Annotated in this window: 10 protein-coding genes; 4 read left to right on the forward strand and 6 right to left on the reverse strand. The window is 72.9% G+C overall.

The genetic code is table 11. The features are described from left to right. Window positions 1-152: 152 nt before the first annotated feature. Window positions 153-4,991, reverse strand: a complete 4,839-nt coding sequence (locus tag ABD811_RS07255) for an Lhr family helicase (RefSeq protein WP_344942737.1) — start codon at window positions 4,989-4,991, stop codon at window positions 153-155. 124 nt (window positions 4,992-5,115) lie between these two features. On the opposite strand from ABD811_RS07255, the gene ABD811_RS07260 reads away from it, so the two are divergent. Together ABD811_RS07260 and ABD811_RS07265 are read left to right on the forward strand one after the other, a co-directional pair. Beyond that, on the forward strand, window positions 5,116-6,396 hold the full coding sequence (locus ABD811_RS07260; RefSeq protein ID WP_344942740.1) for an alpha/beta hydrolase fold domain-containing protein: 1,281 nt from the start codon (window positions 5,116-5,118) through the stop codon (window positions 6,394-6,396). A gap of 9 nt (window positions 6,397-6,405) precedes the next feature. Next, complete coding sequence (locus ABD811_RS07265) at window positions 6,406-6,600, forward strand: DUF3046 domain-containing protein (RefSeq protein WP_344942743.1); 195 nt, start codon at window positions 6,406-6,408, stop codon at window positions 6,598-6,600. A gap of 40 nt (window positions 6,601-6,640) precedes the next feature. On the opposite strand, the gene ABD811_RS07270 is transcribed toward ABD811_RS07265, so the two are convergent. The 4 genes from ABD811_RS07270 to ABD811_RS07285 form a co-directional block, all read right to left on the reverse strand. After that, entirely contained in the window at window positions 6,641-7,093 is a 453-nt protein-coding gene (locus ABD811_RS07270) for a DUF350 domain-containing protein (protein WP_344942747.1), read from the reverse strand. 28 nt (window positions 7,094-7,121) lie between these two features. Then, window positions 7,122-8,279 (reverse strand): glutathionylspermidine synthase family protein, encoded by a 1,158-nt coding sequence (locus ABD811_RS07275; RefSeq protein ID WP_344942750.1) that lies wholly within the window; start codon window positions 8,277-8,279, stop codon window positions 7,122-7,124. Between the two features lie 2 nt (window positions 8,280-8,281). After that, a complete protein-coding gene (locus ABD811_RS07280) occupies window positions 8,282-8,626 on the reverse strand; it encodes a hypothetical protein (RefSeq protein WP_344942753.1) in 345 nt (114 codons plus the stop codon). Between the two features lie 256 nt (window positions 8,627-8,882). After that, window positions 8,883-9,743 (reverse strand): ATP-grasp domain-containing protein, encoded by an 861-nt coding sequence (locus tag ABD811_RS07285; RefSeq protein WP_344942755.1) that lies wholly within the window; start codon window positions 9,741-9,743, stop codon window positions 8,883-8,885. Window positions 9,744-9,987: 244 nt separating this feature from the next. Between ABD811_RS07285 and recA the strand changes: the two genes are divergently transcribed. Further along, the gene (gene recA / locus ABD811_RS07290) at window positions 9,988-11,127 is read left to right on the forward strand and encodes a recombinase RecA (RefSeq protein WP_344942758.1); all 1,140 of its coding nucleotides are present in this window, start codon (window positions 9,988-9,990) and stop codon (window positions 11,125-11,127) included. Window positions 11,128-12,150: 1,023 nt separating this feature from the next. Here recA and ABD811_RS07295 read toward each other — a convergent pair. Further along, complete coding sequence (locus ABD811_RS07295) at window positions 12,151-12,789, reverse strand: hypothetical protein (protein WP_344942761.1); 639 nt, start codon at window positions 12,787-12,789, stop codon at window positions 12,151-12,153. A gap of 93 nt (window positions 12,790-12,882) precedes the next feature. On the opposite strand from ABD811_RS07295, the gene ABD811_RS07300 reads away from it, so the two are divergent. Further along, window positions 12,883-13,359 (forward strand): regulatory protein RecX, encoded by a 477-nt coding sequence (locus tag ABD811_RS07300; protein ID WP_425549376.1) that lies wholly within the window; start codon window positions 12,883-12,885, stop codon window positions 13,357-13,359. Window positions 13,360-14,141 lie beyond the last annotated feature (782 nt).

A 14,141-nucleotide genomic window follows, 5' to 3' on the forward strand; every position in this document is an offset into this window, starting at 1 on the left:
GCGCCGGGGGCTGGGCCGCGGCCGACCGTTCGCCGCGCCGCCGGGCCCGTGCGACATCGCGTGCCTGCCGGGCGGGCCGCGCACCGTCGCCAGCGTGCTCGCGGGCCTGTGCGCGGGCGCCGGCCGTGCCGCCGAGGGCGGCGCGGGACGGGTCAGCTGCGGAGGCGCAGGCCGCGCGGGGTGGGGTGGAACCCGGCGGCCTCCAGGGCGGCGGCCAGAGGGGACCGGCCGATCGACTCGCCGTCGGCGCGTTCGACGGTGAGCTTGCCGAGCGCGCCCTCCCGTACGGCCAGGGCCAGCGCGTCCACTGCCGGTTGCAGCACCCGCGGATCGTCGGACCAGGTCAGCAGCGTCCGCCCGCCGCGTTCGACGTACAGCACCAGACGGCCCTCCACCAGCACGACCAGCGCGCCCGCCTTGCGGCCCGGCTTGTGACCGCTGGCGACCTCGTCGTCGCGTTCAGGCCACGGCAGGGCGGCGCCGTACGGGTTGGCCGGGTCGGCCGCCGCCAGCACCAGCGCGCGGTCGTCGTCCCGCCGGACGGGGGTCTCCCACGGGTCGGCGGGCTCCCGCGGACGCAGCGCCCGCAGCCGGTCGACGGCCCCGGGCAGCGCGAACTGGGCCGCGCCCAGGCCCTCGACGAAGTAGCCGCGGCGGCACCGGCCGCTCTCCTCGAACGCCCGCAGCACCGGGTAGACGCCCGCGAACCCGCCCGGGGCGCGCTCGGCGGCCACCGCGCCCCTGATGACGATGCCGTACCGTTCCAGCAGCGCGTCGGCCAGCGCGTGCGACCGGCGCGTGGCGTCGGACTCACGCTCGGGCAGCGGCCACCAGCGGCCCGCGACCGTCGGCGGGCCCGTACGGGACGGCAGCACGGGACGCCCCCGGCGGCGGGTGGCGCGCGCCCGGTGCGCCGGACGCCCGGACCCGAGCGCCGCCCGCAACGGCGCCAGCGTGTCGTTGGTCAGCAGCCCCGCCCAGACCAGGTCCCACACGGCCGTGACCAGATCCTGGTCGGACGCGGTGACGGTGGCGTTGACCCGGTCGGACAGCGTGCGGAAGAACAGCGCGCCGCCGTCGCCGAGCGCGTCCAGCACCGCCTGGTGCACGGGCGTCAGGGTGATCGGTGCCGGCTCGGGCATCAGCAGCGGCGCGGTGTCGGCCAGCTGCAGCGACACCCAGCCGTCACCGCCCGGCAGTCCGCCCTGACCGGCCCAGATCACCTCGCCCGCCGAGGTCAGCTCGTCCAGCAGGGCCGGGGAGTAGCCGGGGACGCGCGACGGCAGCACCAGCGTCTCCAGCGCCGACGCCGGGACCGCCGCGCCCTGCAACTGCTCGATCGCCTGCACCAGCGCGTCGATGCCGCGCAGCCGGGACCCGCCCGCGATGCCGTGCCAGGCGGGCAGGAACCGGCCCAGCGCCTCGGGCGGGGACGGTTCCACCTCGGCGCGCAGCCGCGCCAGCGACCGCCGCCGCAGCGTCCGCAGCACGCCGGTGTCGCACCATTCGCTCGTCGGCGGCCCCGAGATCGCCTCGACGGGCAGGAACTCGCCCTCCACGACGCGTCCCGCGCCGCCCAGCCGCCGCAGCGCGTCGGTCACCACGGCCGCGCCCAGCCCGAACCGCGCGGCGACGTCGGCCGCCCGGAACGGCCCGTGCGTGCGCGCGTACCGGGACACCAGGTCGCCGAGCGGGTCGTCCACCGGCTCGAGGAACGCCTCGGGGACGCCCACCGGCAGCGGCACGCCCAGCGCGTCGCGCAGCCGGGCCGCGTCCTCGACGGCCGCCCAGCAGTCCCGCCCGCCGACCCGCACCCGGATCGCCCGCCGCGTCTCCTCCAGCTCCGCCGCCCACCGCGGCCCCTGCGCGCCGCCCGGCGCGTCGCTGTCGCCATCGGCCGCCACGTCGCCCGCGGCGAGGGGCTCGCCCGCGCCGGGCGGGGAGATCGTGCGGGCGGCCAGTTCGGCGGCGGTCAGCGGGCCCAGCTCGCGCAGCAGGTCGGCGACGCCCTCCACGTCGCGGGCACGGCGGTCGGGCGTCAGCCGCTGCAACTGGCGTTCGGTGTCGGCGACGACCTCGGGATCGAGCAACTCGCGCAGGTCGGCCTGGCCCAGCAGCTCCGACAGCAGCGCCGTGTCGAGGGCCAGCGCCTGGGCGCGGCGTTCGGCCAGCGGGGGGTCGCCCTCGTACATGAACGCGCCGACGTAGTGGAACAGCAGCGACCGGGCGAACGGCGACGGCTCGGGCGTCTCCACCTCCACCAGCCGCGTCCTCCGGCCCGACAGGTCGCGCATGACCTGCGCCAGCCCCGGGACGTCGAACACGTCCTGCAGGCACTCGCGCATCGTCTCCAGCACGATCGGGAACGACGGGTACTTGCTCGCCACCGCCAGCAACTGCGCGGCCCGCTGCCGCTGCTGCCACAGCGGCATGCGCCGGTCCGGACGGCGGCGCGGCAGCAGCAGCGACCGCGCCGCGCACTCGCGGAACCGCGCCGCGAACAGCGCCGAGCCGCCCAGCTCGTCCACCACCACGCGTTCGACGTCGTCGGGGTCGAACACGGCCAGGTCCATGCCCGGCGGCTCGTCCATGTCGGGGATGCGGATCACGATGCCGTCGTCGGCGTGCATGGCCTGCGCGTCCACCCCGTACCGTTCGCGCAGGCGCCCGGCGATGGCCAGCGCCCACGGCGCGTGCACCCGCGCCCCCAGGGGCGAGTGCACCACCATGCGCCAGTCGCCGAGCTCGTCGCGGAACCGCTCGACGACGATCGTGCGGTCGTCCGGGACGTGCCCGGTGGCCTCCCGCTGCTCGGCCAGGTAGGACACCAGGTTGGCGGACGCCCACTCGTCCAGCCCGGCGGCGGAGACGCGCGCGCGGGCCTCGTCGGCGGGCAGCCGGGCCAGTTCACGGGTGAACGCCCCCAGGGCCCGCCCCAGTTCGGCGGGGCGCCCGGGGGAGTCGCCATGCCAGAACGGAAGCTTGCCGGGCTGCCCCGGGGCGGGGGACACCAGCACCCGGTCAGGGGTGATGTCCTCGATGCGCCACGAGCTGGCCCCCAGGACGAACACGTCGCCGACCCGCGACTCGTACACCATCTCCTCGTCCAGCTCGCCCACGCGGGACGCCTTCTCCCCGACGAGGAACACGCCGAACAGGCCGCGGTCGGGGATGGTGCCCCCGCTGGTGACCGCGAGCCGTTGCGCTCCCGGGCGGGCGCGCAACGTGCCGGTGATCCGGTCCCACACCAGACGTGGGCGCAGCTCCCCGAACTCGTCGCTGGGGTAGCGCCCCGCCAGCATGTCCAGGGTCGCCTCCAGGGCCGACCGGGGGAGCGTGGCGTACGGCGCGGCCCGTTTGACGACGGTCTCCAGGTCGTCGACGGACCACTCGTCCATCGACACCATGGCGACGATCTGCTGGGCCAGCACGTCGAGCGGGTTGCGGGGATGCCGCAGCTCCTCGATCTCGCCGCGCCGCATCCGCTCGGCCACCACGGCGGTCTGGACGAGGTCACCCCGGTACTTGGGGAAGATGACGCCCTTGGACACCGCGCCCACCTGGTGCCCCGCCCGTCCGACGCGCTGCAGGCCGCTGGCCACCGAGGGGGGCGACTCCACCTGCACCACCAGGTCGACCGCGCCCATGTCGATGCCCAGCTCCAGGCTGGACGTGGCCACGACCGCGGGCAGCCGCCCCTGCTTGAGCGCCTCCTCGATGCCGGCCCGCTCCTCCTTGGACACCGACCCGTGGTGGGCGCGCGCGACCTCCCGGGGCGCCCCCTGGGACACCCCCGCCTGCGCCATCACGTCCGCCGGCATCCCCGCGGCCCTGGGGCCCGATGCCCGCGACGCGCGCTCCCGTTCGACGCCGGGGGCCTCGCCGTCGCCTGTCAGGGCACGCCGGACGTCGTTCATGCTGATGCGCCCCGGCTCGACGTCGCCGCTCTGCGCGGGCGCGTCGGCCCCATGGGGGAGAGGCAGGGCGTCGTCCGGCGGGACGAGGCGTTCGTAGGCCAGTTCGTTGAGGCGGCCGCACAGGCGTTCGGCCAGGCGGCGGGAGTTGGCGAACACCAGCGTGGAGCGATGGGACTCGATCAGGTCGAGCAGGCGGTCCTCCACGTGCGGCCAGATGCTGCGCTGCCGCGGGTCCGCGCCGCCGGAGGCGTCCACGAACTGCCCGATCTCGCCCATGTCCTCGACGGGGACGACGATGTCGAGGTCGAACACCTTGTCGGAGGGCGGCTGCACGACCGTCGCGGGCCGGGTGCCGCCCAGGAACGCCGCGACCTCGTCCACCGGCCGCACCGTCGCCGACAGGCCGATGCGCTGCGCCGGGCGCTCCAGCAGCGCGTCCAGGCGTTCCAGGGACAGCGCCAGGTGCGCGCCGCGTTTGGTGCCGACGACGGCGTGCACCTCGTCGACGATCACCGTCTCGACCCCGCGCAGCGCCTCGCGGGCCTGCGAGGTGAGGATCAGGAACAGCGACTCGGGCGTGGTGATCAGGATGTCCGGCGGCCGGGTGGCGAGCCGGCGGCGCTCGTCGGCGGGAGTGTCGCCGGACCGGACCCCGACGCGGATGTCCGGCTCGGGCAGGCGCAGCCGCCGCGCGGCCTGCCGGATGCCGGTCAGCGGCGCCCTCAGGTTGCGTTCGACGTCGACGGCCAGGGCCTTCAGCGGCGACACGTACAGCACCCGGCACCGGTGCCGCGGATCGGCCCGCCCGCCCGCGCCGTCCTCGCCTTCGGCGTCCTGGGGGCCGCCGTCCGCGCCGGGGCCGCCGCTCGCCGATCCGCCCGCGGCGAGGCGATCCAGCGACCACAGGAACGCCGCCAGCGTCTTGCCCGAGCCGGTGGGCGCCACGACCAGGGTGTTGTCGCCGCTCGAGATCGACTCCCACGCGCCCGCCTGCGCCGCGGTGGGCGCGGCGAACGCCCCGGTGAACCACGCCCGCGTGGCCGGGGAGAAGCATTCGAGCACGTCAACGGTCATGCAGCCATCCTGCCTCGCGGGTCCGACAGAACGCGGCGGAGTGACGTGCATCACGTTGTAAGTGGACGCTTTCAGGGTTGGAGTGTCAGGCAGGCTTGAAATGGTCCGCCCCCGAGGAGCCCGCATGCCATTCGCCCTGCTCGCCGTCGGTGTGACGGCCCTGCTGCTCACGGTGAACGCCCACGCCCCCCGCTACGGCGCCGCCTTGGCGGTGCCCAGCTTCTTCGCCGGGTGGCTCACCATCGAACTGGCGCCTCACCTGCTGGTCGCGGAGGTCGCCGGGATCGGGCTGACGGCGGCGTACGGGGGGTTGGGCGCCTGGCCCGGCTGGGTGGGGCTCGGCGCTGGGGCCGTCGGCGTGGCCGGGACGGCCGCCACGATCGTCGCGTCCCGCCGTACCGTCGTGACCCTGCGCGAATCCGGCGCGCCCATGGAGATCGACGCGTCCGAGACCCGCAAGACCTCCCGCTACCCGATCTCCCACCTCATCCTCCCGCCGCTCTGCCTCATCCCGCGGCCCGGCGTGCGGGTGCACCGCAACATCGTGTTCCGCCAGGAAGGACGGCTGCGCCTCAAACTGGACGTCTACCGGCCCGCCTCCGGAGGGGACCTGCGGCCAGGGGTGATGCAGATCCACGGCGGGGCGTGGGTCATCGGCGACAAGCGCGAACAGGGGCTGCCCCTCCTCAACCACCTGGCGGTGCACGGCTGGGTGGGGTTCAACGTCAACTACCGGCTCAGCCCCAGGGCGACCTGGCCCGACCACCTCATCGACCTGAAGCACTTCATCGCCTGGTACCGGGAGCACGCCAGGGAGTACGGCGCCGACCCCGACTTCCTGTGCGTGACGGGCGGTTCCGCCGGGGGACACCTGGCCGCGTTGGTGGCGCTCACCGCGGGCGAGGCCGAATTCCAGCCCGGCTTCGAGGACGTGGACACCTCCGTGCGGGGAGCGGTCCCGTTCTACGGGGTGTACGACCTCGTCGAACCGGGGCCGTGGCCCGTCCCCATGGGGGCGACCTCCCTCATGGAACGCAGGGTGGTCAAGAAGTCCTTCACCCAGGACACCGAGGCGTTCGCCAAGGCGTCCCCTGTCAGCCACCTCCGCCCGGACGCGCCGCCGTTCTTCGTCGTCCACGGCAGCCACGACACCCTCGTCCCGGTGGCCGAGGCGCGGCGCTTCGTGAAACGGCTGCGGGAGACGTCGCACTCACCCGTGGTCTACGCCGAGATGCAGGGCGGCCAGCACGCCTTCGACGTCTTCCCCTCCTACCGCACGGCCCGCGTGGTGGAGGCGGTCGAACGCTTCCTGACGGGGCTGCACCGGCAGTACGCCGAAGGCGTGCGGCGGCCCTCCGTGCCGAGCGAGATCACCGACTCGGTCGACGGGGGCCCGGTCGGATAGCGTGGACGGGTGCGGCTGACACAGTTCTGGGAACGGATGAACGAGCAGTTCGGCGAGGGCTACGCCGAGAGCGTCGCCAAGGACTATGTCATGGCCGAACTGGGCGGCCGCACCGTCGAGCAGGCCCTGGCCGACGGTGAGGACGCCAAGAAGGTCTGGCAGGCCGTCTGCGCCACGTTCGACGTCCCCCAGCACCTGCACTGACGCCCGCACCGTCCCCGGGAGGCCCCGCCGCCCTGCCGGCTCAGCCGTAGACGGCCATGGCGGTCACCAGGCCGATCGCCACGTTCGCCACGCCCAGCAGGACCACCGCGGGCTCCAGCTTGGGCTCCTGCACGCAGCCGCGCACGTCCACCCCGATCAGGCGGTCGAACACCAGCACGGCGACGGCCTGCGCGATCACGCCGACACCGCCGAACACGGCCACCCGGATCAGGCCCTCCAGCAGGTCCCCGCCCGCCGAGTAGATGGCCACGGCCACGATGAGGCCGATACCGACCGTCGCCGCGCAGGCCAGGAACGTGGCGTTCGGGCTGCGGTCACGGCGGATGATCGAGATCAGCCGGCCGGGCGTGGTCCAGTCCACGATGTAGAAGCCCAGGACGAACAGGGCCAGGCCGACCGCGGCATAGGCGAAGATCGCCCCGACGCCCTCGGCGAGGATCTGCCCGAGGTCGTCGTCGAGCGCGAGTGACATCGTTCTCCTTAGGGGGTTCCGGGATCCGTTACAGGGGAATCCGGTGCGGGACGAAGGACGAGGTGTCGTCCGTGATGAGCCCGGCGGTCTCGCGGATGCCCAGACCCGCCGACTCGTCTTCGACCACCCACGCGCCGAGCACCGGACGGTAGCCGTCGAAGTCGGGCAGGGGGCAGAACTCCTGGAAGACGAAGCCCTCCCGTCCGTACTGGCCCTCGGTGTGCTGCTCGGTGCCGTCGGGGGTGACGATGCGCATGCTGGCGCCCTCCCGCCCCAGCAGCGGCTTCTTGACGTACGCCGTGAGGTCGGACGGGGTGTTCAGATAGGTGGGCAGCAGGTTGGGGTGGCCGGGGAACAGTTCCCACAGCAGCACCAGAAGCGCCTTGTTGGACAGCACCATCTTCCAGATGGGCTCGATCCACGCCGTGGGGGCGCCGGGAACGTGCTGCCCGAACGGCTCGGCGACGATCCACTCCCACGGGTACAGCTTGCACAGCGTGCGGATCTCGTTGTCGTCCAGGTCGACGAACCGTTGGCGTTCCGGGTCCCAGCCGATGTCCTCCATGGCGATCGCCACACCGGGCAGGCCCGCCTCCTCGGCGGTCTCCTGCATGTAGGCGATCGTCATGACCTCCTCACCGGTCTCGTCGCCGTTGGTCCAGGCGAAGTGCACCGGATCCTTGGCGAGGGCCGGCGCCATCCCCTTCCAGCGGTCGACCAGGCGTTCGTGGATGGAGTTCCACTGGTCGTCGTCGGGGTGGACGTCCTTGAGCCAGTACCACTGGACAATGGAGCTCTCCACCAGCGCGGTGGGGGTGTCGGCGTTGTACTCCAGCAGCTTGGCGGGGCCGGTGCCGTCGTACCAGAGGTCGAACCGCCCGTACAGGTGGGGGTCCTTGCGGCGCCACGACTCCTCGATCAGGGGCGCCACCCACTCGGGTATGCCGAGTGCGTGGTAGCGGCCGGTCTTCACCACATGCTCCACCACCTGCAGGCACATGCGGTGCAGTTCCTCCACCACCTCCTCCAGGGCCAGCACCTCGTCCATCTCGAAGACGTAGTGCACGGACTCGTCCCAGTAGGGGCGGGCGAGGTGCTCGGGGTGGGCGGTCTGGTGGAAGGCCAGCCCCTGGGCCTCGATCCGGGCGGGCCAGTCGGGCCGGGGCGTCGAACGGACGCGTCGCAACGTCAGCTCCCGCTGCGTCCGCTGCCGCCGAACCCTCCGCGGAGGGTCTTGCCGCTGCTGGACTTGATCTTGCCCTTGCTCGGCGCGTAGCGGCTGCCGCCGGAGACGTAGGTGGAGCCGGAGCCGGAGTCGGAGGTGCGCTTGCCGCCGTAGTACCAGAAGTAGCGGCCGTAATCGGCGTCGGTGTACAAGTAGGTGCGCTCGCAGTAGAAGTCGGAGACCACCTTGTAGCCGCCCTTGACGTTCCCCGCCGGGATGGCCTGGCGGTCGACGCACCACGCCGTCGTCGTCTTGGAACTGCAGGCCGCCAGCGTGAGCGACAGCGCGCTGACCATACCGATCTTCACCGCCCGGGAACTGAGCCGGGGCCGCGGGAGGTCCTGTGGGGGCAAGGGACACGTCCTTCGAAACGAGACGGCGACCGCCTGGCGGGTTCCGCACTGTGAGCCGGAGGTGCTCACCGGCAAGGGAATCCGCGTAGCGGAGCCATAGCTTAGGGGTGCTCGATCATGGGACGGAAGCGAACGCCGTCCCGGTTCCCCGCAATCTGGACGCGCGCATACGGAACACGGCGCGTCACGGTGATCCCGCGCGCCGCCCCGCTCAGTCGGGGATCGGCAGGTGCGCGTACAGGTCCATCGGGTCGACCGTGGCCGGCAGGTCGCTCACCTGGCCGTCACCCACCTCCACCACCCGCCACTGGCCGTCCTCGCGGCGCGCCATGTCGGTGGTGATGAACCGGCAGCCCAGGCTCCGCACGGCGGGCGCCACCGCCTCGTACTCCGGTTCGGTCTCCACCTCGGGGTTGTCGGGGTGCGGCCCCACCAGCGCGGGCTCGCCGTCCACCCACCACACCCGCGCCTCACCGGCGCCGTCGAAACGTTCGTACTCGCGGACGACGATCCCGCCCGCCAGGAAGTCGTCCTGCAACGCGATCATCTTCGCCACCACCGAGCGCAGCTGCGTCAGGTTCCTGACGTCCGGCACGAAGCACGCCTGCTCCCACTCGTGCTTGCGCGACTTGACGTAGTCCTTCACGACGGCGGGGCCGGGGGACAGGGGCCGTACCAGCTCGGCCAGGTCGCCTGGGTCTCCACGCGGATCCACGGGCCGCCACACGCTGTGCGGCGTCAGACCGGCGAACGTGTCGTGCCAGCCCGGCAGCTCATGCGCGCGCTGGTAGTCCTCAGGGTGGGTGAGCAGGATCGTGCCTCGCTGCTTCAGGGCCGCGGCGAGGACGGCGTACTCGGGGCTCGTCATCATCCAGCCGCGGTACCAGGCGGGCCCGAGATCCTCTGGGACGGCCCGTATCGCGGCGTCCACGTCGCCCCGCCGCAGGGCGTCGTGGTCGATGAGGGCCATCTCGCCGTAGTGGTCCCGCACGGCGGCGGCCTCGCGGGCGAAGTGTGGGTCAACGCGCCGGGGGTGGAGCGGATCGACGCAGAAGAGGACGGTCAGCGTCATGGTCAAACCCTCCGTGACTGCGCCAGCGTACGGCGTCCGGGGCGCCCGGCGCACGGAGATTCCGGGTCAAATCACCACGCGATCTCATGATCGAACGGATGTTCGGTAAAGTGGGCCGCGCACGCGACGTTATCCACATGCCGGCCGGCACCTCGAAACTGTCGGTGGCTCCCCGTAACGTCACCCGTGAATCGGCCGGACTCACCGGGCCGCGACAGCACCGGACAGACAAAGGGGCACCTCAATGGCAGCGAACGACCGGGAGAAGGCTCTCGAGACCGCACTGGCCCAGATCGAGCGCCAGTTCGGCAAGGGCTCGGTGATGCGGCTGGGCGACGAGGCGCGGGCACCGGTCGAGATCGTGCCGACCGGCTCGATCTCCCTCGACATCGCCCTGGGCATCGGCGGCCTGCCGCGCGGCCGGGTCGTGGAGGTCTACGGCCCCGAGGGCAGCGGTAAGACCTCCATCGCCCTGCACGCGGTGGCCAACGTCCAGAAGAACGGCGGCATCGCCGCGTTCGTCGACGCCGAGCACGCGCTCGACCCCGAGTACGCCCGCAAGCTCGGCGTGGACATCGACGCCCTGCTGGTGTCCCAGCCCGACACCGGCGAGCAGGCGCTGGAGATCACCGACATGCTGATCCGCTCCGGCGCCATCGACATCGTGGTCATCGACTCGGTGGCCGCGCTGGTGCCGCGCGCCGAGATCGAGGGCGAGATGGGCGACAGCCACGTCGGCCTGCAGGCCCGCCTGATGTCGCAGGCCCTGCGCAAGCTCACCGGCGCGATCAACCAGACCAAGACCACCGCGATCTTCATCAACCAGCTGCGCGAGAAGGTCGGCGTGATGTTCGGCTCGCCCGAGACCACCACCGGCGGCCGGGCGCTGAAGTTCTACGCCTCCGTCCGCCTGGACGTGCGCCGCATCGAGACCCTCAAGGACGGCACCGAGCCGGTCGGCAACCGGGTGCGCGTCAAGGTCGTCAAGAACAAGATGGCCCCGCCCTTCCGGGTCGCCGACTTCGACCTGCTCTACGGCCAGGGCATCAGCAAGGAGGGCGGCCTGATCGACCTGGGCGTCGAGCACGGCTTCGTCCGCAAGTCCGGCGCCTGGTACACCTACGAGGGCGACCAGCTCGGCCAGGGCAAGGAGAACGCCCGCAACTTCCTCAAGGCCAACCCGGACATCGCCGACGAGATCGAGAAGAAGATCAAGGAGAAGCTGGGCGTCGGCCCCAAGCTCGACAAGGAGGCCCCGGAGACCACCGCGGCCGCCACGCCGCCGGCCCCGCCCGCCGCCGCGCGGACCCCGGCCGCCGCCTCCCGGACCGCGGCCGCCACTGCGCGTAAGGGCGCCAAGACCGTCAAGCCTGGTGATTCCTGACGGAGAATCCGCCGATCCGGGTGACTCCTGACGAAGAGTGAGCGATGATCTCGTATGCAGGGCGGCGGCGCCTTGCCCGGCACCGGCGGACCGGTGCACGGTCCTTCCCCGATGGCGCCGCCGCTCCCGAGGGCCCCGATGAGCGCTCACCCTGAACCACCCGACGACGAGTCTCCCGGCACTCCGGCGTGGCTCACCCCACCGGCCGACAACCCCTGGGGCGAGCCGCCGCGCCCTCCGAAGCACGAGCGGACCCCCACCAACCCGTGGGGGGAGCCCGCCCCACCCCCCAAAGAGGACACGGGCGCCCTCCCGTTCCCTTTGGTGCCTCCACCCGAACGGCCCGCCTGGACCCCACCGTCCCCCGGCACCAACCCCTGGACCGAAGCCACACCTCAGCCCGCGGCCGCCCTGCCTGAGGCCGAGCGCTTCGACAACTCCAACGGCCATGCCGGCAAGCCGGACGACAACGGCGTCGCCGCCACGGCGGCGACGCCTGAGCCCGAGCCGAAAACCGCGCAGCCATCCACCCCACCGAGTGATCCCGCCAAGTCCTCACCCGAGCAGCACCGCGTCGGCGCGGCCTCGGCGCCGCCCACGCCTGCCCAACCCGCTGAGCCTCCAGCACTCGTGCAAGGGGGGTCTGACACCCCCACCGACGGCCCTGCAGGCGAATCGAGGAACGACGATGTGTCAGGAGCCCACGTAACGGCTCCGACATCCGCCGAACCGAGTACCCCTGCTGGGCGCCCGTCAGTCGCGGCCCCTTCCGACAGACCCCTGCCAGTCGATCCCTGCACTGAGCCAGAGGAAATCACCCGTTCCGATGAGCGTGCGAGCGAGCCAGCGAGCGACGGCCTCAGCACGGCACGGAACCATGCGCCCATAACACAGGAGGCCAGCGCAACCACTACCCCAGAGCCCTGCACATCCGCCCCGAAGAAGCAGCCCCAGCCCCCTCGCGGCCCACGAGGCAGCGCCAAGGGCGACACCAGCGGTCGTGATACCGCGTCCGGTCAAGCGCTAAGGGTTCGCGGGCTGGAATCGAACGCGCAGGCCGACGCTGCGGCGGGCGACGGCAGCGATGATGCCGCGTCCGGCCGGGCGCCGACGATTGGCGGGGCCGGACGGGACGCGCAGGTAGGCGGCGATGCGGGCGTTGGCGGCGGTGTTGCCGCGTCCGGTCAGGCGTCGAGGGTTGGCGGTTTGGAGCCGGATGCGCAGGCCAGCGGCGCGGTGGGTGCTGGCGGTGGTGGTGCCGCGTCCGGCTGGGTGCCGACGATTGGCGGGGCCGGACGGGACGCGCAGGTAGGCGGCGATGCGGGCGTTGGCGGCGGTGTTGCCGCGTCCGGTCAGGCGTCGAGGGTTGGCGGTTTGGAATCGGACGCGCAGGCAGGCGGCGCGGCGGGCGACGGCAACGGTCGTGATGCCTTGTCCGGCCGGGCGTCGAGGGTTGGCGGGTCCGGACGGGGCCCGCGGGGAGGCGACGCAGAGGGCGACGGCGGTGGTGGTGATGACGGTGACGGCGTCGGAGTGGGCGGTCGAGGGCGGGGCGCGGATGAGCGTCGACGCCGGGGGCGGAAGCGGAAGACGAACCGTGAGCGTCAGGCGGCCGGGCGTGGCGAGCAGCTCGGGTCGATGTGGGATCCGGGTTCCCGGCAAGACGGTGCGGGGACGGCTGCGGGCGGTGATCCGTCCGTCGAGCAGGCCGATGGCGAAGACGCCGACGGCAGAGCGGAGGCACGGGCGCGGGAGATCTGCCTGCGGATGCTGACCGCGGCGCCGCGTACGCGCGCGCAGTTGGCCGACGCTCTGCGCCGCAAGAAAGTGCCGGACGAGGTGTCCGAGCGCGTCTTGAGTCGCTTCACCGACGTCGGGCTGATCGACGACGAGGCGTTCGCACAGGCGTGGGTGCAGTCGCGGCATCGCGGACGCGGACTGGGTAAACGGGCGCTGGCCGCCGAACTGCGGCGTCGCGGCGTGGCGGACGAGACCGTCAACGAGGCGGTGCAGTCCCTCGGGCCCGAGGAGGAGGAACGCACGGCCCGGGAGCTGATCGCCCGGAAGCTGGCCGCCACCCGCGGTCTGGACACGGCGAAACGCACCCGGCGGCTGGTCGGCGTCCTCGCCCGCAAGGGGTATCCGCCCGGCCTGGCATACCGCGTGGTTCGCGAGGCGCTCGAAGAGGACGGAGCGAACGACGTCCCCGAGGGCGAGTGGGACCTTGAGTGAGGCGCCAGGTCGCCGTTAGCGTTCCGCCCGGCCAATCCGGCGGTGCTCGGCCTGGTCGATCCGGCAGCACCCCTGCCGTGGCTCGGCGCACATGCCTGCAGCGACCGGTCGCTTGGCCCACTGGGAGCCGGTGGCGCGGGGGGCTGGATCGCGCGTCACCGGCCGCGCGGGGGGCGTGCGTTACCGGCCGCGCGGGGGTGCGCTGGCGGGTTGCCGTACTGCCTCTCGCTGCTCAGCGGTGAAGCGCTCGCGCCCCAGTCGGCCTGCCTTTTCTGGGCTTGCCGGTGGAGACGGGGGCCGGTTGCGCTTAAGGGCTGGGGCGAAGGTGGGCTCCGCGTGCTGTCACACTGTCACGCCGTGCCGCCGTCACGGGCAGCCTCGGCGTCATGCCGTCAAGGGGCACGGCCACCACGACGTCGTGCCTTTTGCCGACACGGCGACAGAGCGACACGCCGTCATGGCGACACGCCGACATGCCACAGGGCGACATGTCGAGGTGCCGTCACGGCGGCAGGGCGGCATGCCACAGGGCGACATGTCGAGGTGCCGTCACGCTGACAGGGCGACATGCCGACACGCCGTCACGCTGACACGCCGTCACGCTGACACGCCGTCACGCTGACAGGGCGACATGCCGGCAGGGCGTCACGGCGACTGGGCGTCACGGCGACTGAGCGACATGCGGGCGCGGTGGCAGAACGTTGGGGCGGCACGGTGGCAGGGGGGCGTGGCGACATGGGAAGGGGGACAGGGGGACATGGGGGAGACATGTTGGTTGTGGG

This window comes from Actinomadura miaoliensis, assembly GCF_039536785.1.
Taxonomy (GTDB): Bacteria; Actinomycetota; Actinomycetes; order Streptosporangiales; family Streptosporangiaceae; genus Spirillospora; species Spirillospora miaoliensis.

Bases quoted from the DNA above. Each gene is read 5' to 3' on its own strand.
- ABD811_RS07255 (WP_344942737.1), bottom strand. From the start codon at position 4,991: ATGACCGTTGACGTGCTCGAATGCTTCTCCCCGGCCACGCGGGCGTGG.
- ABD811_RS07260 (WP_344942740.1), top strand. From the start codon at position 5,116: ATGCCATTCGCCCTGCTCGCCGTCGGTGTGACGGCCCTGCTGCTCACG.
- ABD811_RS07270 (WP_344942747.1), bottom strand. From the start codon at position 7,093: ATGTCACTCGCGCTCGACGACGACCTCGGGCAGATCCTCGCCGAGGGC.
- ABD811_RS07285 (WP_344942755.1), bottom strand. From the start codon at position 9,743: ATGACGCTGACCGTCCTCTTCTGCGTCGATCCGCTCCACCCCCGGCGC.
- recA (WP_344942758.1), top strand. From the start codon at position 9,988: ATGGCAGCGAACGACCGGGAGAAGGCTCTCGAGACCGCACTGGCCCAG.